The sequence below is a fragment of the Burkholderia sp. 4NA327C6 genome (assembly GCF_005502655.1).
Taxonomy (GTDB): Bacteria; Pseudomonadota; Gammaproteobacteria; order Burkholderiales; family Burkholderiaceae; genus Burkholderia; species Burkholderia contaminans.
Window position 1 is genome coordinate 54,796 of sequence record NZ_SCNZ01000026.1, and the last position, 24,940, is coordinate 79,735.

General features: G+C 71.4%; 11 protein-coding genes. 1 reads left to right on the top strand and 10 read right to left on the bottom strand.

Annotated features, from left to right (window positions below):
- Positions 1 to 28: 28 nt before the first annotated feature.
- The 3 genes from FFS49_RS24625 to FFS49_RS24635 are packed head-to-tail and all read right to left on the bottom strand — an operon-like array spanning position 29 to position 15,725.
- Positions 29 to 1,063, bottom strand: a complete 1,035-nt coding sequence (locus FFS49_RS24625; RefSeq protein WP_105815836.1) for a GNAT family N-acetyltransferase — start codon at positions 1,061 to 1,063, stop codon at positions 29 to 31.
- Positions 1,053 to 6,053, bottom strand: a complete 5,001-nt coding sequence (locus tag FFS49_RS24630; protein ID WP_105815837.1) for a non-ribosomal peptide synthetase — start codon at positions 6,051 to 6,053, stop codon at positions 1,053 to 1,055. Before FFS49_RS24630 ends, FFS49_RS24625 begins: the two co-directional genes overlap by 11 nt.
- Before the next feature lie 9 nt (positions 6,054 to 6,062).
- On the bottom strand, positions 6,063 to 15,725 hold the full coding sequence (locus FFS49_RS24635) for a non-ribosomal peptide synthetase (RefSeq protein WP_105815918.1): 9,663 nt from the start codon (positions 15,723 to 15,725) through the stop codon (positions 6,063 to 6,065).
- A gap of 272 nt (positions 15,726 to 15,997) precedes the next feature.
- On the opposite strand from FFS49_RS24635, the gene FFS49_RS24640 reads away from it, so the two are divergent.
- Positions 15,998 to 17,743 (top strand): cyclic peptide export ABC transporter, encoded by a 1,746-nt coding sequence (locus tag FFS49_RS24640; protein WP_105815838.1) that lies wholly within the window; start codon positions 15,998 to 16,000, stop codon positions 17,741 to 17,743.
- Positions 17,744 to 17,942: 199 nt separating this feature from the next.
- Here the strand turns inward: FFS49_RS24640 and FFS49_RS24645 are convergent, their stop codons facing one another.
- The 7 genes from FFS49_RS24645 to FFS49_RS24675 form a co-directional block, all read right to left on the bottom strand.
- On the bottom strand, positions 17,943 to 18,980 hold the full coding sequence (locus tag FFS49_RS24645; RefSeq protein WP_105815839.1) for an iron-siderophore ABC transporter substrate-binding protein: 1,038 nt from the start codon (positions 18,978 to 18,980) through the stop codon (positions 17,943 to 17,945).
- The gene (gene fhuF / locus FFS49_RS24650) at positions 18,977 to 19,780 is read right to left on the bottom strand and encodes a siderophore-iron reductase FhuF (protein WP_105815840.1); all 804 of its coding nucleotides are present in this window, start codon (positions 19,778 to 19,780) and stop codon (positions 18,977 to 18,979) included. The genes FFS49_RS24645 and fhuF overlap by 4 nt, the downstream gene beginning before the upstream one ends.
- Entirely contained in the window at positions 19,777 to 21,867 is a 2,091-nt protein-coding gene (fhuB, locus tag FFS49_RS24655; protein ID WP_137951023.1) for a Fe(3+)-hydroxamate ABC transporter permease FhuB, read from the bottom strand. The genes fhuF and fhuB overlap by 4 nt, the downstream gene beginning before the upstream one ends.
- Positions 21,864 to 22,712: an ABC transporter ATP-binding protein gene (locus FFS49_RS24660; RefSeq protein ID WP_105815842.1), complete on the bottom strand. Its 849-nt coding sequence runs from the start codon at positions 22,710 to 22,712 to the stop codon at positions 21,864 to 21,866. Before FFS49_RS24660 ends, fhuB begins: the two co-directional genes overlap by 4 nt.
- Entirely contained in the window at positions 22,712 to 23,719 is a 1,008-nt protein-coding gene (locus FFS49_RS24665; protein ID WP_105815843.1) for a TauD/TfdA family dioxygenase, read from the bottom strand. The genes FFS49_RS24660 and FFS49_RS24665 overlap by 1 nt, the downstream gene beginning before the upstream one ends.
- Positions 23,720 to 23,764: 45 nt before the next feature.
- Complete coding sequence (locus FFS49_RS24670) at positions 23,765 to 24,007, bottom strand: MbtH family NRPS accessory protein (RefSeq protein WP_039358664.1); 243 nt, start codon at positions 24,005 to 24,007, stop codon at positions 23,765 to 23,767.
- Positions 24,008 to 24,092: 85 nt separating this feature from the next.
- A complete protein-coding gene (locus FFS49_RS24675; RefSeq protein WP_039358666.1) occupies positions 24,093 to 24,749 on the bottom strand; it encodes an RNA polymerase factor sigma-70 in 657 nt (218 codons plus the stop codon).
- Positions 24,750 to 24,940: the final 191 nt, after the last annotated feature.

Consider the following 24,940-nt stretch of genomic DNA (forward strand, 5'->3'; position numbering starts at 1 on the left):
CAGCTCCCTTGTCGGTGAATCCGGCGCGTCAGACGTGACGGCCGGAGAAGAACGTCTCGCGCAGCGTGCGCATCCACAGCGGCTGCGCGTCGGCCAGCGCGAGACGGCGCTGCCGTGCGAAGCCGTGCCGCGCGAGATGGTCGGCAACCCGCGCGTGGCCGGCCGGTACGGCACAGCCGACCGCTTCGGTACGCGGGTCGTCGAGAAACAGGTAATGCACGACGGACGGCAGCCAGCCCGCCACGCAATGCGGGCCGCGCCAGCGCGACTCGCCGACCAGCATCCGCAGCCCGCGGTCGTAGTCGCGTGCCGCGACGTGCGGCGCGAGCGCGTCTTCCTTCAGCCAGTACGCCTCGACATACGCGAACGGTTCGCCGTCGAAGCAGCCGACGAGCGGAATCACGTGCGGATCGGTGCCGGGCGCGGTGCCCTGCGTGCCGTCCGTGCCGGGCTGCGTGCCCGGCCAGCCGTCGCGCACGCGCGGTTCGTCGAACCAGCGCGCGAGTCGCGCGGTGTCCTCGGCCGGCTGCCAGCCGCGCAGCGTGAAGCGCACGCCGAGCGCCGGCAGGTCGCGCGCGTAGACGTCGCCGCGCGGCGCCGGCGGCCGGCGCGGGTGACGGCGGCCGTCGGTGAACGTCGGCAACGTCGCGCACGGCAGATGCGGGCCGACGCGCCACAGATCGGCCTGCTGCGCCCAGCCTTCACGCATGCAGCGGCCGCCGTCGGCGAGCACGCCGCTCGCGCGCAGCGCATCGAGCGCGACTGCGGGCCACGCGGCCGGGTCGAGCCGGATCGCCGCGTGGCCCGCGCTGTCGCAAAACGCCGCGGCCAGGGCCGCCAGCAGCGCACGCCGCTGGTCGGCCGGTGCCGCGCGATGGTTGTATGCGACGAGGCGCAGCGCGCCGTCGTCGCCGAGTTGCGCGCGCAGCAACTGCGCGCCGATGCCGTCGCCCTGCGCGACGCGGATCTCCACGCCGTCACGCACGGCGAACAGGCCGTCCGCGAACGCGAGGCGGTAGGTATCGAGCATCGTGAATCCGTCCGGACGCACTTCAGCCAGCATGGCGCGCCTCCCGCCCCGTTTCCATGTGCGCATCGAGCCGCGCGCCGAGTTCGGCGAGCGTCGGCGACGCGAACACGTCGGCGACCGTCAGCGCGTGGCCGGCGCGGCTGGCCGCGTCGACGAAGCGCACGACGTCGAACGACGTCGCACCGGCTTCGAACAGGTCGGCATCGGGTTCAGGCGCAGCCGTTGCGAACGTGTCGGACCACAGTGCCGCGAGCAAGGCAGCCGCATGCGGCGCACGGCGCGGCGTTGCGGCGCGTGCATTGCTTCCGGTCCGTGCGCGATGCGACGCCTGCGCAACGGCACGCGTGTCGGGCGCACCGAGCACCGCTTCCGACGCGCCGGCGAAACGCGCGACTTCGTCGTGATAGAGATCGACGAGCGCATCGACGAAGCCGCGATCGAGGAGTTCGTCCGCATACGAGAACGCGGCGCTCACGCGGCCATCCGGATGCTCGACGACGTCCAGCTCCAGCGTAAACACGACGCGATGGCGAACGTCGTCGAACCCGGCCAGCGACAGGCCGGCCCAGTCGCGCGCCGCGGCACCCGTCGGGCGCAGGTAGTTGAACATCACCTGGAACAGCGGATTGGCCTGCGCGGCACGCGGCGCGCGCAGCGCCGCGACGACGTCCGCGAACGGCACGTCGGCGTGCGCGTAGGCCATGAGCGCCGTATCGCGCACTTGTGCGAGCACGTCCGCGCGACGCGCGGCCGGGTCGATCCGCGTGCGCACGACGACCGAATTGATGAAGAGGCCAAGCGCGTCGCGGGCCGCATCGCCCGTCAACTCGCGCGTCGACGCAAGCACGCCGACCGGCTGGTCGGCCGCGCCCGTCGCGCGGAACAGCGCGGTGTTGAGCGCCGCGTGCAGCAGCATCGGCAGCGTCGCGTGCGCGGCCGACGCCGTGTCGCGTGCGGCGCGGATCAGCGCGCCGTCGAATTCGAACGCGATGCGGGCCGCGCGCCATTGCGGCACGGCCGGCGCGTCCGCGCGCTGCGGCAGCACGCGCGCCGGCAGATCGGCCAGCGCGTCACGCCAGTAGGCGACGCGGGCCGGATGGCACGGTGCGGGCAGCACGAGCGGTCGGGCGGCCGGTTGGACGGCCTCGTCGGCCGGCACGGCGCCGGCGCCGCCCTGCACACGCGCAACATAGCGCGCACGAACCGCATCGAGCCACAGCTCGATCGATTCGCCGTCCGACACGATGTGATGAATCGTCATCGACAGCACATGGTCGTCCGCGTCGAGCCGCAGCACGCGCGCGCGCCACAGCGGCGCATCGGCAGCCAGGTCGAACGGCGCGAGTGCATCCTCGTCGGTCAGCACCGCAGCGCGAACGAGCGCATCGGATTGCGCCGACAGGTCGATCACGGGCAGTTCGACAGAAACATTTGCATCGATCCGCTGGCCCGGCATGGCGCCGTCACGCGCGACGAGCCGCGCGCGCAGCGCCGGATGCACGGCCGTGACATCCGAGAAGGCCGCACGCAGCGCATCGACGTCGAGCGGGCCGCGCACCCGCAGCGCGACCGGAATGTTGTACGCGGCGCTGTCCGGCTGCGCGCGCCACAGGAACCACAGGCCGAGCTGCGCCGGCGACAGCGGCCACACGCCATGTGCATCCGGTTTGGCGACGGCCACGCCCGGTGCCGCCGCACCGGCGTGCGCCGCGCGCGGCGCATCGGCCACCTGCAACGCATACTGCGCGAGCACCGGCGCCTCGAACAGCGCGCGCACCGGCACGTCGCGGCCGAGCCGTTCGGCCACGCGCGTCGCGACGCGCACGGCGGCGAGCGAATGGCCGCCGAGATCGAAAAAGTGATCGCCACGGCCCACGCGCTCGAGATTCAGCACGTCGCACCAGATCGCCGCAAGCGCGGCTTCGTCGCCGTCGTGCGGCGCTTCGTATGCACGTTCGACGCGTACCGGCGCCGGCAGCCGCGCGCGGTCGACCTTGCTGTTCGCGTTGCGCGGCAGCGCGTCGAGCACGATCAGCTGTGCGGGCACCATGTAATCGGGCAGCGTGCGGCGCAGGTGCGCGTCGAGCGTCGCGGCTTCGACCGGCTGCGCGGCCGCCCGTGCGTCGGCGGTCAGTTCGACATAAGCGACGAGCTGCGCCAGTGCGCCCTGCCCGTGCACGACCGCGCAGGCTTCCCGCACGGCCTCGTGCGCGGCCAGCTGGGCCTCGATCTCGCCGAGTTCGATGCGCAGCCCGCGCAGTTTCACCTGGTGGTCGACGCGGCCGATGAAGTCGAACACGCCATCCGCGCGGCGCCGCACGAGGTCGCCCGTGCGGTACAGCCGCGCGCCCGGCGCGCCGTACGGATCGGGCACGAAGCGCTCGGCCGTCAGTGCCGGGCGGTCGAGATAACCGCGCGCGACGCCGATCCCCTCGCCGCCCAGGTACAGCTCGCCGATCACGCCGACCGGCAGCGGATGCAGCCGTTCGTCGAGCACGTGCGCGGTGCGTGCACCAACCAGCGTGCCGATCGGCAGGTACGCGGCGTCGCCGAGCATCGCGAGATCGTCGCCGGGCCGGAACATCCACAGCGTCGGCGTGATGACCGTCTCGGTCGGGCCGTAGCCGTTGACCACGCGCACGTTCGGCAGCGCGCGGCGCAGCATCGCGAACGCCTCGCGCGACGTCGCCTCGCCGCCGACCGTCAGCGAACGCAGCGTCGGCGGTGCGCCATGCGCGAGCGCCCATTCGGCGAGCTGCGCGGCGCAGCCGGGCGGCACGTAGGTCATCGTCACGCCGTCGCGGACCATCATCGCGCAGGTCTGCGCGGGCGGCCACAGCACGTCGGCCGTCACCGACACGGCGGCGCCCGACATGTATTGCGAAAACCAGCCTTCGTGCGCGCCGTCGAAGTTGACCGACTGGAACAACAGGAACACGTCGTTCTCGCCCGCGCCGTAGCGCTCGGCGATCGCCGCACAATGCAGCGCGAACGACGCATGGTCGACGATCACACCCTTCGGCTTGCCGGTCGAGCCCGACGTGTAGATCGCATAGGCCGCGTGGCCCGGCAGCACGTCCGGCAGCACGACGTGCGCGGCTTCGTCGAGTGCGTCGACTTCATCGGCGCGCCACACGCGCAGATCCGGCAGTTCGGGCAGCGACGCGGCGCTCGCGCCGTCGGTCAGCACGTGCGCGATGCTCGCGTCGCCGACGATCTGCGCGAGCCGTTCGCGCGGATGCGCGGGGTCGAGCGGCACGAACGCGGCGCCCGACTTCAGCACCGCGATCAGCGCGACGAGCAGGTCGACCGAGCGCTGCAGCGCGACGCCGACGCGCATTTCCGGCCGAACGCCGGCCGCCGCCAGGTGGCGTGCCAGGCGCGCCGCGCGCGCATCGACTTCACCGCGCGTCAGCGCGCGATCGATATCGGCGACGCCGCGTGCGTCGGGCCGTGCGTGAGCATGCGCGGCGATGCGGGCATGCACGGGCACGAACGGTTCAGTCGCGGTTGCGCCTGCCGGTGCGTTCCACGCGAAGAGCTGCTCGCGCTCAGCGGCGGGTAGCCAGTCGAGATCGCCGATCGGCATGTCGGGGCGCGCGAGCGCATCGGCGAGCAGCGTGACGAAGCGTGCGGCCAGCCGGGCAATCGCGTCCGCTTCGAACAGGTCGAGCGCATAGATGAAGGCGGCGTCGAACGTACCGTCCAGCATCGCTTCGACCGACAGCGTCAGGTCGAATTTCGCGGAGGGCGTACCCGACGGCAGCAACGCGGCCGATGCCGCGCCGAGCGCCGGCAGCGCGCGGCGCTCGCCGTAGGCGGCCATCACCTGGAACAGCGGATGGTGGCTCGCGCTGCGCGGCACGCCGAGCGCGTCGACCACCTGCTCGAACGGCACGTCCTGGTGCATCTGCGCGTCGACGAGCGCGCGCTGCGTGCGTGCGACCAGCGACGAGAAATCGCCGTGCGCGGGCACGTCGACATCGATCGCCAGCGTGTTGACGAAGAAACCGATCAGGCCGGCGACTTCCGCGCGTTCGCGGTTCGCGGCCGGCACGCCGACGCAGATCCGCGCGTCGCCGGTCGCGCGCGCCAGCAGCGCATCGAGCGCAGCGAGCAGCACCGCAAACGGCGTGGCGCCCGATGCGGCCGCGAATGCGCGCAGTTGCGCACCGATGCGCGCGTCGAGCGAAAACACGTGGCGTGCGCCGCGCGCACTGCGGCGCGCCGGTCGTGCGGCCGCGCCCGGCAGCGCCAGCACGCCGCGTTGCGGATCGAGCCGTTCACGCCAGAACGCGAGCTGGCGGTCACGCTCGCCGGCGTCGAGCCAGCGGCGCTGCCACAGCGCGTAATCGGCGTACTGGATCGGCAGCGGCGCGAGCGGCACCGGCTCGCCCGACGCATAGGCGCGATAGAACGCCGCAAGCTCGAACAGCATCACACCCGACGACCAGCCGTCCGACACGATGTGATGCACGGTCAGCGCGAGCCAGTGATGCGTCGCATCGAAGCGCACCAGATGCGCGCGGACGAGCGGCGCCGCGCCGAGATCGAACGGCTCGGCTTCGTCGGCCGTCGCGACGGCTTCCGCGCGCGCCGTGCGCTGCGCGTCCGGCAGCCCTTCAAGATCGGTTTCGCGCCACGGGCAGCGCAACGGTGCATGGATCGTCTGCGCGACGCCGTCCTGCGCTTCGTCGAAGGTCGTGCGCAGCACCTCGTGGCGTGCGATCAGCGCGTCGCACGCGAGGCGCAGCGCATGCGCGTCGAGCGGGCCCGTCAGTGCCAGGCGCTCGGTGATGTGATACGCGTCCGGCGCATCGATCAGCCGCGCGTGCAGCCACAGCCGCGTCTGCGCGAACGACGCCGGCACGCGGTCGTGGCGCGGCGTGCGCGGCGGGATCGGCAGCACGCGGAAGTCGATGCCGGCCGCGCCGAGCTTGTCGATGAAGACCGCGCGCTGCGCGTCGGGCAACTGCGCGAAACGCGTCGCGAGCGCGAGCCAGTCGGGTTGAACCTTCGTCATCCGTCGTCCTTATTGGGTTTCCAGTTCGCCGAGCAGCGCGTCGATCGCGCTCGCCGCATCGGTCTCGCCACGGGCCGCGCAGGCCGCGTCGATCGCTTCCGCGCAGCGCGCCAGCGTGCGTGCGTCGAACAGCGTGCGCAGCGGCAACGCGAGCCCCCAGTGCAGGTTCGCCTGCGCGTGGGCCTGCGTCGCGAGCAGCGAATGGCCGCCGAGCAGGAAGAAATCGCCGTCGCGGCCGATCGCGTCCACGTGCAGCACGCGTTGCCAGATCGCGGCGAGCGCGCGCTCGGTGTCGGTCGCGAGCTCGACGTCGGCCGCCGCTTCGCGCACCGGCGCGGGCAGCGCATGGCGGTCGCACTTGCCGTTCGGCGTCACGGGCAACGCGTCGAGTTCGATCAGTTGCGACGGCACCATGTAGGCCGGCAACTGCGCGCGCAGCGCGTCGAGCAGCGCCGCCCGGTCGAGCGGGCCTGCGTCGCCGCGTGCGACATAGCCGATCAGTTGCTCGTCGCGCACGATCACGACCGCGTCGTTCACGCCGGGCGCCGCGCGCAGCAATGCCTCGATCTCGCCCGGCTCGATCCGCTGGCCGCGCAGCTTCACCTGCGTGTCGACGCGGCCGAGATAGTCGAGCGCACCGTCGGCGCGCCGGCGTGCGAGGTCTCCCGTGCGGTACATGCGCGCGCCCGGCACGAACGGATCGGGCACGAAGCGCTCGGCGGTCAGCGCCGGGCGGCCGAGATAGCCGCGCGCAAGGCCCGCGCCCGCGAGATACAGTTCGCCGGTGGCGCCCACCGGCACCGGCTGCCATGCCGCATCGAGCACGTGCAGTTGCAGGTTCGCGATGGGATGGCCGATCGGCACGGCGACCGCGTGCGCGTCGTCGGGGCCGCAGGTCCAGTGCGACACGTCGATTGCCGCTTCGGTCGGCCCGTACAGGTTCACGAGCGTCGCGTTCGGCAGCAGCCGCGCCAGCTTTGCGACGAGTTCCGTCGCGAGCGCCTCGCCGCTCGCGACGATCAGGCGCACGCTGTCGCACTGCGCGGCGGCCGAGAAATCGTCGAGATACGCGGCGAACGCGGCGAGCATCGACGGCACGAAGTGCAGCACCGTCACGCCGTGCGCATGGATCGCCGCTGCGAGACGCGCCGGATCGCGATGGTCGCCAGGCGCGGCGATCGCGAGCTTCGCGCCGATCGCCAGCGGCCACACGAACTCCCACACCGACACGTCGAAGCCGAACGGCGTCTTGTGCAGCACGACGTCGTCGCGCGTCAGCCGGTAGGCGTGCTGCATCCATGCGATCCGGTTCGCGAGCGCGCCGTGCGTATTGCCGGCGCCCTTCGGCTTGCCGGTCGAGCCGGACGTGTAGATCAGGTACGCGAGCTGGGCATCGTCGATCGTGGCGGTCGCGCCGGCGGCGTCGCCTTCGGCTTCATCGGCGAGCAGGTCCGTCACCGTCAGCAACTGCGTCGCGACGCCATCGCCAAGCGCGGCCTCGACCTGCTCGCGCAGGTGGGCCTGCGTGATCGCGACGGCCGGCCGCGCGTCGCGCAGCATGTAGGCGATGCGCTCGGCCGGATAGTCGGGATCGATCGGCAGGTAGGCCGCACCGGCCTTCAGCACGCCGACCAGCGCCATCACCATGTCGAACGAGCGCTCGACGCACAGCGCGACCGGCGTGTCGGGCTGCACGCCGCGCCGGCGCAGCGCAGCCGCGATGCGTGACGTGCCGACATCGAGTTCGCGATAGGTCGCGCGATGCACGCCACCGTGTACGTCCGCGTATTCGAGCGCGATCGCGTCGGGCGTCGCCCGTGCCGCATCGGCGAATTGCAGGTGCAGCGGCTGTTGCTGCGCAGCCGGCCATGCGCGGGCGGTGTCTTGCGCTTGCGCCAGTGCGTCACGGGTTGCTTCGTCGGCGATCGACAGCGTGCCGAGCAACGCATCCGGCGTGCGGGCCAGTGCATCGAGTGCGCACGCGAAGGCGCGGTGCCAGGTTTCAATCTGACGTGCATCGACGCGCGCGGTGTCGTAGCCATAGTCGATCGTCAGCTCGGCGCCGCTCTCGATCACGAGCGTCAGCGCGAAATCGGTCGATTCGATGCTGCGCACACCGCTCAACGCCAACGCACGCGGATCGGCGTCGCGCACCGTATCGTCGACCGGGTAGTTCTCGAACACGACCAGGGTGTCGAACAGTGCGCCGCCCGCGCCGCGTGCCCAGCGCTGGATGTCGGCAAGCGGCGTGTGGGCGTGCTCGGCGGCGGCCGCGTTCTCGCGTTGCAGCGTTTGCAGCCAGTCGGCCGCGCGTTGTTGCGGCGCGGGTGCCGTGATCACCGGCAGCGTGTTGATGAAGAGACCAAGCACCGAATCGACGTCCGCGAGCGAATCGGGGCGGCCCGCGACGGTCGCACCGAACGCGACGGCCGGCTGGTGCGTCATCCGCTGCAGCGCGAGCGCCCACGCGCCCTGCACCAGCGTGTTGACCGTCAGCTTCAGTGCACGCGCCGTCTGCGCGACACGCGTCAGCGTGTCGGCATCGAGCGTCGCGCGCCACGTGACCATGTCGGCATCCGCGCGGTCGGCCGTGCGTTCCGCGATCAGCGTCGGCGCGTCGAGTCGTGCGAGGCGTTCCGTCCAGAAGCGTTCGTCGGCGTCGCGGTCGCGCGTGCCGAGCCACGCGATGAAGTCGCGATAACGCAGCGCCGGGCGGCTCGCGAACGGCGACACGGCGTCCGGATCGCGATAGTCGCGCAGCACGCCGGCGAGCAGGCGCGCGGTGCTCCAGCCGTCGAGCAGCACGTGGTGACGCGTCCACACGACGCGCCATGCGTCGTCAGTCACGCGGATCAACGTGAGCCGCATCAGCGGCGGCTCGCGCCAGTCGAAGCCGCGTGCGCGATCGGCGGCGAGCCAGGTGTCGAAATCGGCGTCGAACGCGTCGCCGCGAGTGCGCCAGTCGAGCTGCTCGACCGGCATCCGCGCATGACGATGCACGCATTGCAGCGGCGCGGCTTCGTCCGGCATCACGCTCGTGCGGAGGATGTCGTGGCGCGCGATCGACGCGTCGAACGCGGCCGCGAGCCGGTCGGCGTCAAGCGCGGTCGCGGTCGCGACGAGCTGGTTGACGTAGCTGGCATGACCGGGGGCGAACAGCGCATGGAACAGGATGCCCTGCTGCATCGGCGACAACGGATACACGTCGTCGATCGCGCGCCAGTCGAGCGGCGTGCGCTCGATCGCGGCCTGCGTGAGCCCGGCAGCCTGCGCGAGCGGGAAATCGCCCGGCGTCGCACCACCGCCGCGATGCGCCACGCGCGACGCGCAGGCGTCGACGAGCTCGCGCAGCGCCGCCGCGAAACGTTCGGCGAATGCGTCGATCGTCGCGCGCTCGAATTGCGGTGCGCCGTAGACCCAGTGCACTTTCAGCGTGCGTGCGCCGTCGCGATCCGTGTCGAGGTATGCGTGGATCGCGAGCGTATTGCCGAGCGGCCCCTGCGGATCACGCTCGACGCCGGTGCCGCCGAAGTGCGGCACGAGCGTTGCGTCGCGCGGCGCATCGAACTGGCCGAGATAGTTGAACGTGACGCGCGGACGCGGCACGGCGGCCAGCGCCGCTCGCGTCGCCGCATCGCCGTAATGCGCGAGCACGCCGAAGCCCAGCCCCTTGTGCGGCACCGCGCGCAGCGTGTCCTTGACCGCGCACAGCGTGTCGCTTGCCGTGGCCGCGACCGGCAACGTCACCGGGTAGTGGCTCGTCAGCCAGCCGATCGTGCGGCTGGCATCCACGTCGTCGAACAGCGCCTCGCGGCCATGCCCTTCCAGTTCGACGCGGCACGATGCGGCACCGCTCACGCCGGCCAGTGCCAGGGCAAGCGCCGCGCCCAGCAGTTCGATCGTCTGCGTGCGGTAGGCCGCGTGCGCATCGGTCAGCGCCGCCCGGGTCAACGCCGCGTCGATCGTCTGCACGACAGCGGCCGCATCGGCGTTCGTCGCCGCTGCGTCGGGATGATCGGGCACGATGTCGTCACCCTGCACCATGCCGGCCCAGTACGCGGCCTCGGCCGCGAGCGGCGATGCCGGTTCCGTTGCCGCACAGGCGAGCCGTGCAGCCCATGCATCCGCACGCAGGCCCGGCTGCGACAGTCGAACCGGCGCGCGTTCGCATGCGGCGCGGTAGGCCGTGTCGAGGTCGTCGAGCAGGATGCGCCACGACACGCCATCGACGATCGCATGGTGAATCGCCAGATACAGCTGCGTCGCGCCGTCCGGCAGCCGTGCCGCGCAGGCGCAGGCAAGCGGCCCGCGGCCGAGGTCGAGACGGCGCTGCAGCGCGTCGAAGCGCGCGAGTGCGTCGACTTCGTCACACGCGGCGACTTCGACGAACGGCAGCGCGTCGTACGGTTTCGCCGCGTCGCTCGCATGCCAGTTGCCGTCCGCGCCGCGTGCGAAACGCTGGCGGAACGCGTCGTGATGCGTCAGCAATGCGTCGAACGCGCGCGCGAATGCCTCGGCGTCGAACGGCCCGCGCACGTCGAACGCAACGGACTGGTTCCAGTGGCCCGGATGCGGGATATCGAGCGCGAAGAAGCGCTGCTGCGCAGGCGTCAGGACCCTTGCTGCTACCGGCGCGCTGGCGGCGGCTGCAACGGCAGGCTGCGCGGCGGCGGCAGTCACGTCCTCCGTCTTCGCGGTACGCGCGAGTTCGGCGACCGTCGGGCCGTCGAACAGCTGCTTCGGCGTGAAGCGCACACCACGCTTGCGCGCGCGGGCGATCACCTGCAGCACGAGGATCGAATCGCCGCCGAGCTCGAAGAAGTTGTCGTCGCGGCCGACCTTCGGCGCTTTCAGCACGGCCTGCCAGACTTCGGCGAGCACCGTTTCGACCGCGCCCTGCGGTGCATCGCCGGAGGCGGTCACGACCGGCGCCGCCGCCAGTTCACGCAGCGCCGCGCGATCGATCTTGCCGTTCGCGGTGACCGGCAGGCGCACGAGCGCGACGAACTGCGCGGGCACCATGTAGTCGGGCAGCTTGGCGGCAAGTGCCGCGCGCAGGGCCGCCTCGTCGAATGTCGAACCGTCGCGCATCACGACGAACGTCGCGAGCCGCAGGCGGCCGTCGTGGTCGATCGCGAGCGTTTCGGCCTGTGCGATCGGGCCGGCCGCACGCACTGCCGCACTCACCTCGCCCGGTTCGACGCGGTAGCCGCGAATCTTCACCTGGTCGTCGATACGGCCGAGGAACGCAAGACGGCCGTCCGCGCACAACCGCACGCGGTCGCCGGTGCGATACAGCCGCGCGCCGGGTGTGAACGGATCGGGTACGAAGCGCTCGGCGGTCTGCGCCGGACGCCCCAGGTAGCCGCGCGCGACGCCCGGCCCGCCCAGGTACAGCTCGCCCGTCGCACCGGCCGGCACGCATGCGCCGAACGCGTCGAGCACCAGCGCGCGCGCATTCGGCAGCGGCAGGCCGAGCGGCACGCCGCTCGCCGGATCGCGCGCATCGGCGGCGATCGACGCCGTGTCGCAGGCGATCGCGCCGACGGTCGCTTCGGTCGGCCCGTAGTGGTTGATCACGCGGCAGGCCGGCGCAAGCGCGGCCACGCGCGCGACGAGCGCCCACGTGAGCGTTTCGCCGCCCGTCACGAGCGCGTGGCGCGGCAGCACGTCGGCCGGCACACGTGCGTCGAGCAGCGCCTGCAGGTGGCTCGGCACGATCTTCAGGACGCCGACGTCGCGGCGGCGCATCTCGTCCGCGAACAGGTCCGGATCGAACGCGCACGCGGCCGGCAGCAGGTGCAGCGTACGGCCCGCGCACAGCGCGCCGAACAGCGTCGTGTGGCCGAGGTCGGCCGCGACGGTCGACACCATCGCGAACGACGCGTCCGGAGCGAACGCGAGTTCGTCGAGCATCCCCTGCACGTAGTCGGCCAGCGCCCCGTGCGACACGACGACGCCCTTCGGCGTACCGGTCGAGCCCGACGTATAGATCAGGTATGCGCCCTGCTCCGGATGCGGTGCGATGCGCACGCCGGTTGCATGCGCGAGGGTTGCGTCCTGCGCGAGCGTGTCGACGTCAAGCGGCTGTGCGTCGATGCCGGCAGGCCATGCGGCCGGTTCCGCGACGAGCGCCCAGCGCGCGCCGCAGTCGGCGGCCGCCGCGGCCAGTCGCGCGGCGGGCTGCGCGGGATCGAGCAACACGGCGAGCGCACCGGCCTTCAGTGCGCCGAGCAGGCCGACGACGAAGCGCGCCGAGCGTTCGATGCAGACGATGACGGACGTCTCGGCCGCCACGCCGCGCTGGGTCAGCGCGCGAGCGACGTGGTTCGATGCGTCGTCGAGCTCGGCGAACGTCAGCGACGCCGACGCATCGGCGAGCGCGACGCGATGCGGATACGCGGCTGCCTGCCGCGCGAACGCGGCGACGATGTCAGCATGTTCGATGCGCAGCGCACGGCCGTCGCGCGGCTGGCGCGAAGCGGCCGATGCGTCGCACGGCAATACGGCCGTAGTTTGCTGCGGATCGCGCGCGGCCGCACCGACGAGCGCCGCGTAGCTGTCGAGCCACGCGCGCGCGGTGTCGGCATCGATGCAGTCGGTCGCATAGGCCGCGACCAGTTCGATGCCATTTGCATCGTCGGTGAAATCCACGGCGAAGTCGAAGCGTGCGGCCAGGTCGGGCCCCGGCGTTGCAACGGCCGTCGCGCCCGGCAGCACGCTGTCGTGCCGCGCGTCGAACTGCTGCGCGAATTTCACGCGCAGCCATTCGTCGCCGCGCTTGACCGGCGGCTTCACCGCGTCGACGACGCGCTCGAACGGCACGTCCTGATGCGCGACCGCGTCGAGCGCCGCCGTGCGCGCCGCATCGACGAGCGCGCGGAACGGCAGCGTCGGCGCCACTTTCACACGCAGCGCAACCGTATTCAGGAACAGCCCGAGCAGCGCGCGCGTTTCCGGGCGCTGGCGATGCGCGACCGGCACCGCGACGACGACGTCCGTTGCGCCGGTCACGCGCGACAGCCACGCATCGAGCGCGGCCAGCAGCACCGTGAAGACCGTTGCCTGCGCGTCGCGCGCGAGTCGCCGCACGTCGGTCGCGACCGCGTCGGGCAGCCGCACCGACACGCGCGCGCCTTGCAGCGTGCGTGTGGCGCCCGGCTGCCGGTCGACCGGCAGCGCGAGCGGGCCTGGCACGTCGCGCAACGCGCCGCGCCAGTAGTCGAGCTGGCGCTCGCCCTCGCCGCCGGCCAGCATGTCGCGTTGCCAGTCCGCATAGTCGGCGTACTGGATCGGCAGGTCGGGCAGCGACGGTTCCCGGCCTTCGGCATACGCGCGATAGGCGGCCGACAGTTCGTCGAACGCGCAGCGCGAGCTCCAGCCGTCGGTGATCGCGTGGTGGGCGGTCAGCAGCAGGCGGTGGCGGTCGTCGGCCAGTGCGACCAGCGTCGCACGCAGCAGCGGGCCGCGTGCGAGGTCGAACGGCTCGGCCGCATCGCGCTCGGCGAGGCGCGCGACTTGCGCGTCGCGGGCGGCTGGCGGCTGGTCGCGCAGGTCGATGTCGGCGATCGACACCGGCAGACGGGCATGAATCCGCTGCATCACGACGCCGTCGTCGTTGTCGACGAGCGTCGTGCGCCAGGCTTCGTGGCGGCCGATCACGTGATCGAGCGCGCGCTGCAGCGCGGCGCGATCGAGCGTGCCGTCGATCGTCCAGTGCGCGGCGATGTGATACGCGGCGCTTGCATCGCGCGTTTGCGCGAGTACCCAGAAACGTTGCTGGGCGAGCGACGCGGCACGGTCGACATGCGGTGCGGCGGACACGGCCGCATCGGCCGGTACACGGCGCGCGGAAATGATGGCCAGCGGCTCGCCGGTTTCGCGTTCCGCGCGATCGACCGCTTCGGCCAGTTCGAACAGCGCCGGATCGGCGAACAGCGCATCGAGCCGCAGGTTCACGCGCACTGCCGCACGGATTGCGGCCTGCAACTGCATCGCGGCGAGCGAATCGGCGCCCAGCGCGAAGAAACGATCGTCACGCGACGGCGTGACGTCGAGGCCGAGCAGCGTCTGCCAGAGGCCGGCGAGCTGTTGTTCGGTCGGCGTGCGCGGTGCGTCGCCGCTGCGTTGCGCGGTGTCGCGCGCGGCGGCGATCTGCTCGCGCAGCGCGGCACGGTCGATCTTGCCATTCAGCGTGTACGGCAGCGCATCGCACCGCACGAACCGGTGCGGCTGCCATGCGGCCGGCAGCTTCGCGGCCACATGTTCTTTCAGTGCTGCGTCATCGGCCGCGCCGCGCAGCGCGACGCAAGCGATCAGCCGCGTCGGCCCGTTGCCGGTTTCGGCCACCACGGCCGCATCGGCCACGGCCGGATGCGAGCGCAGGCACGCGGCGATTTCAGCGGGCTCCACGCGTACGCCGCGCACCTGGACCTGATCGTCGAGGCGGCCGAGGTAGTCGAATGCACCGTCGTCGCGCAGCCGCGCGAGATCGCCGGTGCGGTACACGCGCGCACCGGGTTCGCCGTCCGCATCGGGAATGAAACGTTCGGCCGTCAGCGCCGGGCGGCCGTGATAGCCGCGCGCGACGCAGACGCCGCCCAGCAGCAACTCGCCCACGCCCTCGGCCTCGCCACCGTCGACACGCGCGACGCGCGGCCCGATCACGCGGCCGATCGGCAACGACGCGTACGCATCGTCGGCGGCCAGCACCGGTGTCTCGCCCGGCTCGACCGGCCACAGCATCGGCGAGATCACGGCCTCGGTCGGCCCGTAGCCGTTGATCAGGCGTACCGACGGAAAGGTGCTGCGCACGAATTCGAATGCCTGCTGCGGCAGCGCTTCGCCGCCGAACGCGAGCACGCGCAGTGCCGGCGGCACGCCGTCGCGCGCGGCCACCGCCGCGAATTCGCGCAGGTACGCGGGCGGGAACGCGGCCACGTTGACCGATTCGCTCACCAGCAACTCATGCGCGGCATCCGGCGCGAACGGCTGCGGCGGCGCCACGACGATGCTGGCGCCGGTCGCGAGCGGCGCGAGCCAGCATTCGTGCGCGGCATCGAAATTGACCGACGCGAAATGCAGCAGCCGGTCGCCGGCCTCGATCGGCAGCGCGGCAGCGAGTGCATCGCAATGGGCGGCGAGCGGCCCGTGTTCGACGACGACCGCCTTCGGCGTGCCGGTCGACCCCGACGTATAGATCATGTAGGCGGCCGAACGCGGGTGGACGGGTACTGCTTCGTCCTCCGCAACGATCTCCTGCCCATCCGCCGCGTCGGCGGCCACGTCAAACGCGTGTTCGAACGGCTTGCCGAGCGCTGCGCGGCCGGCCGCATCGACGATCCCGTGCCGCAACTGTGCATCCTGGACGATCCAGTCGAGGCGCGCGGCCGGGTGACGCGGATCGAGCGGCACGAACACGCCGCCCGCCTTCAGCACGGCCAGCAGCGCGACGAACAGTTCGCCCGAGCGTTCGACGCACACGCCCACCCGCACTTCCGCGCCGACGCCGGCCGCGCGCAGTTGCCGGGCCAGCCGCGATGCCCGCGCGTCGAGCGCGCCGCGCGTCAGGCGCAAGTCATTCTGGAAAGGGACCGCGATGGCGGGTGCGTCGGGCGCGAGGCGCGCCAGTTCGCGGATTCGGTGATGCAGCGCAGTCGGGAAACTCGTCATGTGCGTGAAGTCCTTCGGTCCGGCCGCTTCGGCCAAGTCTCGGGGCCGCTTGGGGCGGCTTCACTGGTGTGACGAATGGCGCCGCCGATTTTTTACCGTTTTGCGCTCAAAGCGCGTGCGGACGCCTTTTTTGAACGTGCCGCTAAATATTTGCGCGGCCCGTTCGTCTATCAGGGAGGAAAGCCGGAACGGGGCCCCGCCTCGCCCGCCGCTTTCGCGTCAGTTTTGCCGTTTCCGCTTTTTCGCTTGCCTTCCCTTTACCGACGTTGCCGATGACAGCCGCCCACGAGCCTTCCTCCCCGCCGTCCCTCGACGCTTCCCCCGGCCGCCCCGCGGCGCGCCTGATCCTTGCGCTGTTGCGCGAAAGCCGCGTGTCGCTCACGCTGGCGCTCACCGCGTGCGTGCTGAACGGCGTCGCGAGCGTGCTGCTCGTCGCGACGCTGAACCGCGCGCTGTCGCAGCCGGGCGCGGCCGACGCGTCGCTCGCGTGGCGCTTCGCACTGTGCGCGGTGATCGCGCTCGTCACACGGATCGTGTCGGGCACGCTGTTCGCGCGCCTGTCGCAGGACACGATGGCGCGGCTGCGCGTGCATCTCGCGCGGCGCGTCGGCGCGGCCGAGCTGCGCGACATCGAGCGGATCGGCGCGGCGCCCGTGCAGTCGGTGCTGACCGACGACGCCACCAACGTGTCGATGCTGTTCTTCGCGCTGCCGAACCTGGTCATGCACGGCTCGATCGTGTTCGGCTGCCTCGGCTACCTCGCGTGGCTGTCGTGGCCGGTGTGCCTGCTGGCGCTCGCCGCGATCCTCGCCGGCTCGCTCGGCTATCACACCGGCGACCGCCGCGCGATCGCGGCGCTCGAGGCGGCCGGCCAGGCGCAGGATCGCCTGTTCGGCTATCTCGGCTCGCTGTTTTCCGGCGCGAAGGAGCTGAAGCTGCACGATGAACGCGCACGCCAGTTCGTCGACGGCCAGCTCGGCGCCGCGATCGGCGAAGTGCGCGACCACCGCCGCCGCGCATTCAGCGCGTATGCGGTCGGGGTCGGCTGGATCATCTTCCTGTTCTATGTGTTCCTCGGCATCGCGTCGTTCTGGCCGCAGCTCGGCGTGCATGCCGATCCGGCCGCGGCCGCCGGCTACGTCGTCGTGTTCCTGTTCATGCTCGTGCCGCTCGACGGGCTGCTGAACAACCTGCCGACCGTCAACGCGGCCCGCGTGTCGCTCACGCGGATCGAAGGCGTGATGGCCGAATTCGGCGCGCTGCGCACGGTGCCGCCGGCAGCCGACGCACCCGACGTGCCGCCGGCCGGCGCCGTCACGCTGCGCGGCGTCACGCATGCGTACTTCCACGAGCGTGACGAACGGATGTTCAGCATCGGGCCGATCAACCTGACGATCCGGCCGGGCGAGCTTGTGTTCATCGTCGGCGGCAACGGCAGCGGCAAGACGACGCTCGCGAAGGTGCTGACGGGGCTCTACGAACCGGAAGAAGGCACGATCGAGGTAGACGGCCGCACGATCGGCTGGCGCGAGCGCGCCGCGTACCGGCAGCGCTTCAGCGCGGTGTTCAACGATTTCCACCTGTTCGATGCGCTGCTCGGCATCGTCGATCCCGACGATCCGTCCCGCGCGCAGGCCGATGCACGCGCGAACGCGCTCGTCGCGAAGCTCGCGCTCGATCACAAGGTAAAGGTGGTGGACGGCGCGTTCTCGACCCGCGCACTGTCGACCGGGCAGCGCAAGCGGCTCGCGCTCGTCGTCGCGTACCTGGAGGACCGGCCGTTCTACCTGTTCGACGAATGGGCGGCCGACCAGGACCCGTCGTTCAAGGCCGTGTTCTACGAACAACTGCTGCCCGAGCTGCGTGCGCGCGGCAAGGCGGTGATCGTGATCACGCACGACGACCGCTACTTCGATCTCGCCGACCGCCTGTTGAAGCTCGACAACGGGCGCATCGTCAGCGACACGACGCCGGCGCGGTCTCGCGCGCAGGATGGTGTCGATGCGCTGAGCGCGTAACACGGCAAGTCGGCGAAAAATCGCCGACGCGCTGCAATGGCAGTGCGTCGGCGATTTTCGTTTCGGAAGGGAATGTTTAGGGTGCGCAGCGTGGCGCGTTCGTGGAAGGACCCGGTGATTCACCGCGAGTCGGGGCAACCGCAACGCCCTGCCCGTCGAAGTCGAAGCGGCAACCCTCCACCGATCGACCGCCGCACACTCAACGCGCGGCCGGCAGCTTCAGCATCGTATCGGTCATCACGTCGGCCAGCTTCAGCGCCGACATCGGCCCGCCGAACCCCCAGATGTTGCGTTCGATCAGCGCGATCCGGTGTTCCTTCATTGCGGGCACGAAGCGCCACACCGGCGAATCGAGTTTCGCGGACAGCGGCACGTCCATCCCCGATGCGGTCACGAACATCACGGCCAGGTCGCGCTGCCTGAGCAAGTCGGCGGACGTCACGTACAGCGTGCCTTCCCGCGTCGGCTTCTTCGGCCACGGATCGAGCCCGAGCGCCCGCGCGAGGCCCGCCGACGTGCTGTTGCCCGTATACGCCCAGTAGCGGTCGGGCAAGCCGAGATCCTGCAGCAGCGCGACGCGCTCGCCCTTGCGGCCCGCGGCCGCGAGCCGCGCCGCATTGCGCGCGATGCCCGCATCGAGCTGCGCATCGACCGCCTGCGCACGTGCGTCGCGCCCCGTCACCGCACCGATCGTCCGGAAGATCTGCCGCATCCAGTCGAGCTGCGTGACCGGCACGCCGCCGTCCGACACGTTCGGACTGAATTGAAACAGGATCGTCGGCGCGATCCGGTCGAGCGCATCGAAAATCGGCGCATGCCGGAAACCGACACCGATGATCAGGTCGGGCTTGACCGCCGCGATCGCTTCGAGGCCCGGCTCCTGGCGCGACCCGATATCGGTCACGTTCGCGAGCCGGTCGCTTTGATAGCCGAGCCAGCCCGGATAGAACGCGGTATCGGCCATCCCCACCGGCACGATGTCGAGCGCGATCACGCTTTCCGCGAACATGAAGTCGAGCGCGACCACGCGTTGCGGGCGCACCGGCATCGTCGCGCTCGCCTGCGACACGACGGGATTGCCGGCCAGCGACACCGCCCCCGGCGTACGTACGCCCTGAGCACGATGGGCATCGAGCGTCGCGGCAACCGCGCGGGACGAAGCGGAAAGCGCGCCGCAGCACGCGGCGCCGAGCGCCGCGAGTGCGCCGAGCGCGTGCCGGCGGCCGGTATCCGTCACCGGATCGCGTCCTGCTCGGCCAGCGCCGCGTCGTCCATCGTCAGTAGCAAGGGGCAGCTTCCACACAGTTGCGTTTCTCCGGGAATTTCATAGCGCAGGCAGCACACGCGGCGCGCGCGAAACGGCGTCGGCAGCAGCGCCGAGCGCGGCACGGCATCGCGCACGGGGGCGCGCAGCGGATTCGGCTCGCCGTGCACGCAGCTCGACCCGAACAGCCAGTCCGCATCGCGCACGGGATCGGCCGAGGATGGCAGCGAACGGTACGTATCGAGCAGATAGTCGAGCAGATTGCCCGCGTTGCTCCACAGCACGCGCGGCGTGACGCGGCCCATCGCCGCGAGCAGGTCGATCACCGCGCCGAGATGCGCGACGAGCCCCGCATAGCGGGTCGCCGGGTCGTCGCACGGTGCGCCGAGCGCATCGTGCGGGAAATACAGCGCGGCGGGCATCCCGTCGTCGAGCGCGACGAACGTCCGCTCGGGCGTCATGTCGAGCGGCCGGCCGAGCGTCAGCGCGGCGACGACGCCGGCCGGCGCCGCGCGGCCGAAATAGTATTTGCTCCATTGCGACATCAGCGCGCGCGCATGCTGCGCCGGATCGCCACCGTAATGGCCGACCATCGCGTCGAGCACGATGTCGCGGTGCGCGGGCAACTCGCTCACGGGTACAACGATACGGCCCGGTGCATCGTGAGCGTCGTCCGGTATGCCGAGCCAGACGACGTCGAGGTGTTCGGCGAACGGTTCGGGCGCGAATGTCGAAAAACGCGTGGCGCGCGCGCCGTCGAGCGCGGGCGTCATCGCCCTGCGCGCCGGGCGCGGCGCCCCTCGAGGATCAGCAGCCCGAGCAGGTACGGCGCGCCGATCAGCGCGGTCAGCACGCCGGCTGGCACTTCGCGCGGCGCGACGACCGTACGCGCCGCGAGATCCGCCACACCCAGGATCAGCGCGCCGCAAGCGGCCGCGAGCCACAGCCGCGTCCGGTGCCGGCGCGCGCCGAGCATCGTCGCGACGTGCGGCGCCATCAACCCGATGAAGCCGACCGGCCCGACCGCCGCGACGGCCGCGCACGCGGCGAGCGTCGCGATCGTCAGCGCGAGCGGCCGCAATGCAGCCACCGGCAGGCCGAGCGCGGCCGCCTGGTCGTCGCCGAGCGCGAGCATGTCGAGCGGTTTCGCGAGCCATGCGAACACGGGCACCGCGAGCACGCACCACGGCAGCAGCATCGACACCTCGCCCCAGCTCCGGCCATAGGTACCGCCGACGAGCCACACGACGAAGCGTGCGGGCTGCACGCTTTCCTGCGTGATCAGCCATTGCGCGAGCGTGGTCCACAGCGCGCCGATCACGATACCCGTCAGCGCCACCGCGAGCGGCGCATAGCGATGCCGGTGATTCAGCGCGAGCGTGATCGCGAGCGACAGGCCGCCGCCGATCAGCGCAGCCGCCGCGAGCGTCACATGACCCATCAGCGGCCACGTCGACAACGCGAACAGCGTGACGAGCCCCGCGCCCTGCGTGACGCCGAGCACTTCGGGGCCCGCGAGCGGATTGCGCACGACGCTTTGCATCGTGACGCCGCTCACCGCGAGCAGCGCGCCGGCAAGCAGCGCGCACAACAGGCGCGGCATGCGCAGGTCGATCAGCATCCGCGCGAGCGCATCGTGGCCGGACAGCGCATCGGACCAGCGCGCGATCGACAGCCACTCGGGGCCGGCCGACACGCCGACGAACACGATCAGCACGCCCGCCGCGACGAACAGCGCCGTGCGCAGCGGCCAGCCGAGCCGTTCGAGCCAGCCGACGAGCCGCGTCGAGCCGCCGCCGGCCGCGCGTTCGGCGTCCGCGTGCAGCACGCCCGACCACGCGGCGCCGGGCCGGATCATCGCCAGCAGCAGCGGCGTGCCGACCAGCGCGATCGCGACGCCGGTCGACAGCGGGGCGTCGAGACCCGACGCGAGCACCGCGCTGTCGGTGACGAGCACGAGCGCACCGCCGGCGAGCGCCGACAGCGGCACCAGCACGCCGAGCCGCGCCGCACGCGCGCCGCGTACCTGGCGCAACAGGTTCGGCGCGACGAGGCCGACATACGACAGCGGGCCCGCGATACTGACCGCCACGCTCGTGAACGCGACCGCGACGATCGTCGCGGCGAGCCGCGTCGCATCGACGCGCACGCCGGCCGCGGCCGCCGCATCGTCGCCGAGCGTGAGCGGATTGAGCGGCCTGATCACGAACGGCAACGCGACGAGCGGCACGACGAGCCAGCGCGCGGCGAGCGCCAGGCCCGTCGCGCCCGGCTGGTAGAGGCTGCCGTTGGTCCACAGCGCGGCGCCCGCGATGTTCTGCTCGAAGAAGGCGAGCACGAGCGTCGACAGCGCCGCGAACAGCAGCATGCACACGCTGCCCGCGAGCACGAGGCGCAACGGTGTCGCGCGCCAGCCGCCGGCCGCGACGATCGCGCAGGCGGCCGCGGCCAGCCCGCAGACGAACAGCAGCGGCACCGACGCCACGCCGGCCAGCGCCGGCACGAGCATTGCCGCGAGCAGGCCGAGCTGGGCACCGCCCGTCACGCCGAGCAGGTCGGGCGACGCGAGCGGATTGCGCGTGAGCGACTGGAACAGCGCGCCCGCGATGCCGAGGCAGCCGCCCGCGACGAGCGCGGCCGCGACACGCGGCAGGTTGAGGTCGAACAGGAACACGTGCGCGAGCGCAGCGGCATCGCTGCCGGGCACGGCATCCCACCACACGCGCAGATCGGGGGCGACGCGCAGAACCGTGAGCGCGGCAATCAGCGCGACGAGGCCGAACGCGATTGCACTGGCCCGGCCCGACGCCGTGCCCTTCCCCGCCGCCGCGAGGCGCTTGCGCATCGCGAACGTCGTCATACGGCGAGATCCCGGTCGAAGATGCCGGCTGCCTGCGGCACGCCGTCGGTCGTCCGCCCGTAGGCCGGCACGCACATCGGCGCGCCCGTCTGCGGATGCGAAAGCTTCAGCATCTCGACGCCGAACGCCGCGCGCAGCCGCGCCGGATCGAGCATCGCGTCGGGCGTGCCCTGCGCGACGAGACGGCCCGCGCGCATCAGCACGATCTCGTCGCTGTACGCGGCCGCCTGGTTCAGGTCGTGCAGCACCCACACGATCGTCAGCCCGCGCGTGCGGTTCAGCGTGCGCAGTGCATCGAGGATGTCGAGCTGGTGATGGATGTCGAGATAGGTCGTCGGTTCGTCGAGCAGCACGATCGGCGCCTGCTGCGCGAGCGCCATCGCGATCCATGCGCGCTGTCGCTCGCCGCCCGACAGCGCACCGACGTCACGGTCCGCATCGCCCGCGAGGCCGCTCGTCTCGAGCGCCTCGTCGATCGCCGCATGGTCGGCCCTCGACAGGCCGCGCAGGAAGCCGCCGTACGCATAACGTCCGTACGCGACGAGCTCGCGCACCGTGAGGCCCGACGGAATCTGGTTGAACTGCGCGAGCATCGTGAGCTCGCGCGCGAGCGCGCGACGGCGAAACGACGCGAGCGGCTGGCCGTTCACTTCGACATGGCCGGCACGCGCGGGCTGCAGGCCCGCGAGCGTGCGCAGCAGCGTGCTCTTGCCGCAGCCGTTCGGTCCGCACAGCGCGGTTACGCGGCCGGCCGCGATCGACAGGTCCAGCCCGTCGATCACGACATGGTCGCGATATCCTACCGACAGCCCGCGCGCGGCAAGCGCGGCGGTACTACGCGTCATCAATCCTCCGTTCGGTCGCGCGGGACCGTATAACTCTGCGCCATCGCGACGACGACCTTGCGCGGCCCCTCGAACGGGTCGCGCGCATGCGCGGTCAGCATGTTGTCGAGCATCAGCACGTCGCCCGTGCGCCACGGGAACACGATGCTCTGCTGGTCGAGCACGCCGCGAATCTCCGCGAGCGCATCGGCTTCGAGCGGTTCCCCGTCGCCGTAATACACGTTGCGCGGCACGTTCTCGAGCCCGACCGCGTCGACGAGCGCTTCCTGCATGTCGTCGTCGAGCGCCGACAGGTGAAACAGGTTCGCCTGGTTGAACCACACGCGGTCGCCGGTGCGCGGATGGCGTGCGACGGCCTGGCAGCGTTCGCGGGTACGCAGCAGCAGCTCGCCGTCGTCGTCGGTGCGCCAGGCGCACTCGATCCCGCGCGCCGCGCACATCCGCTCGACTTCGGCCGGCTCGTCGGTGCCGAACGACTGCTGCCACGGCAGGTCGAGCCCCTGCCCGAAATTGCGCACGTACAGCAGCTCGCGCTTCTCGAAGCGCGCGATCAGCGCCGGATCGAGCGCGCGGTAGACGGCGCGGCTGTCCGCGATCGGCGTCGCACCGCCCTTCGGCGCGGCAAGCGCGCAGTGAAACCAGATCCGCAGCGGCCATTCGCGCGTATACGACTGCTCGTTGTGCAGCGGAATCGCGCGGTGCGGCGGGTATTCGGTCGACGTATAGACCGCGCCTTCCACCTGGCTGCGCGGCGTCGACGCATATTCATAGCCGATCAGCGGATCGCCGAACGATGCCGCGAATTGCTGGAACGCGTCGATCGACGGCACGTGAAAACCCGTGAACAACACGCCGCCCGCCCGTTCGAGCGTGTCGGCCGCGATCTCGCGCGCGAGGGGCGCGACGTCGTCGATCGACATCCCGTCGCCGCCGCGCGGCGACACGACGGTGGGCAGCCCCGGCTCGATATGCAGGTCGTCGAGCGTCGGCAACGAAAGCAGGGTCATGCAACGTCCTCTTCAGGTGGCGCGCCGGAAACGCGGCGCAGCGGGTCACGACGCGCGCGATGCGCGCTCGCCGTCCATCGCGCGGCGCAGGCTCGCGGGGCGCATGTCGGTCCAGACGGTCTCGATGTGCGCGAGGCAGTCGGCTTTCGGGCCGCTCACGCCGACTTCGCGCCAGCCCGCCGGCACGGGCCGAAACGTCGGCCAGATCGAATACTGTTCTTCGTCGTTGATGACGACCGTGTAGACGAGATCGTCGGTGTCGGCGGAAGGCGTCGGGGCTTGCGTCATGATCGGAAATCGCTGGGCGGTTGAAGGTGGCGAAGCGGCGGTTTCGGCCGCTCCTGTCTGATAGACGGTTGGCCGGCGCGTTTTTTTACCGGCGCCGTGCGCGGCCGCCCAGGAACACCGGGCACTCGACGCCGCGATGGCACGCGTCGAGGCATTCCGCGCAGTGACGCTCCGCGTCGCGCACCATGAAATGCACGAGCGTCTGCGACACGTTCAGCGCGCGCGCCGCGGTCTGCAGCGTCTCCTCGCGCAGCCGCACCATCTCGAAGGCTGCACGGCTGCGCGCCGGCAGATCGTCGAGCGCCGCCCACACGCGCCGCAGCGTGTCGCGGGTCAGCAGCGCGGCTTCCGGTGTCGGCTCGGGCGACGGCACGTCGAAGCCGTCGTCCTCTTCCGTGTGATAGACGTTCTCGAGGCTTTGCCGGCGGCACGCGTCGATCGACGCATTGCGCACCATCCGCGTCACGTACGCGACCGGCTGGCGCACCGCATCCTGGTTCGGGAATTCGACGAGCTTCACGAACACGTCGTGCACGACGTCCTCGGCGCGGCTCGCGCAGCCGACGAAGCCGCGCGCGACATTGACGAGCATCGCGCGATGCGAGATCAGCACGTCGAGCAACGCGCCCTGCGCACGAGGCTCCGCGGTGCGGCGCGCACGCGGCGGCCGGTCGGGATAACTGCCGAGGAACGGGTTTGCCGCTGCCGCCGCCGGTCGGTCGAGCACTTCCGCCATCGCCATCGATCTGCTCCGTCAAATTCCGAGATAGCGAAATTTAACGTAAACGCAAATCATTCTCAATACGATTACGAAATGACCCTTCCGGGCATCAGGATTTGTCTGAACAATCGGCGGAATCGTTGTCGGGGCAGATAGGACGCATGCCGTCGGTCGTGGCAGGCGGCGATCGATGCGTCTGTCCGGCGGATACG

Bases quoted from the DNA above. Each gene is read 5' to 3' on its own strand.
- FFS49_RS24635 (WP_105815918.1), bottom strand. From the start codon at position 15,725: ATGACGAGTTTCCCGACTGCGCTGCATCACCGAATCCGCGAACTGGCG.
- FFS49_RS24670 (WP_039358664.1), bottom strand. From the start codon at position 24,007: ATGACGCAAGCCCCGACGCCTTCCGCCGACACCGACGATCTCGTCTAC.
- FFS49_RS24665 (WP_105815843.1), bottom strand. From the start codon at position 23,719: ATGACCCTGCTTTCGTTGCCGACGCTCGACGACCTGCATATCGAGCCG.
- FFS49_RS24630 (WP_105815837.1), bottom strand. From the start codon at position 6,053: ATGACGAAGGTTCAACCCGACTGGCTCGCGCTCGCGACGCGTTTCGCG.
- FFS49_RS24625 (WP_105815836.1), bottom strand. From the start codon at position 1,063: ATGCTGGCTGAAGTGCGTCCGGACGGATTCACGATGCTCGATACCTAC.
- fhuB (WP_137951023.1), bottom strand. From the start codon at position 21,867: ATGACGACGTTCGCGATGCGCAAGCGCCTCGCGGCGGCGGGGAAGGGC.
- FFS49_RS24675 (WP_039358666.1), bottom strand. From the start codon at position 24,749: ATGGCGATGGCGGAAGTGCTCGACCGACCGGCGGCGGCAGCGGCAAAC.
- FFS49_RS24640 (WP_105815838.1), top strand. From the start codon at position 15,998: ATGACAGCCGCCCACGAGCCTTCCTCCCCGCCGTCCCTCGACGCTTCC.
- fhuF (WP_105815840.1), bottom strand. From the start codon at position 19,780: ATGACGCCCGCGCTCGACGGCGCGCGCGCCACGCGTTTTTCGACATTC.
- FFS49_RS24660 (WP_105815842.1), bottom strand. From the start codon at position 22,712: ATGACGCGTAGTACCGCCGCGCTTGCCGCGCGCGGGCTGTCGGTAGGA.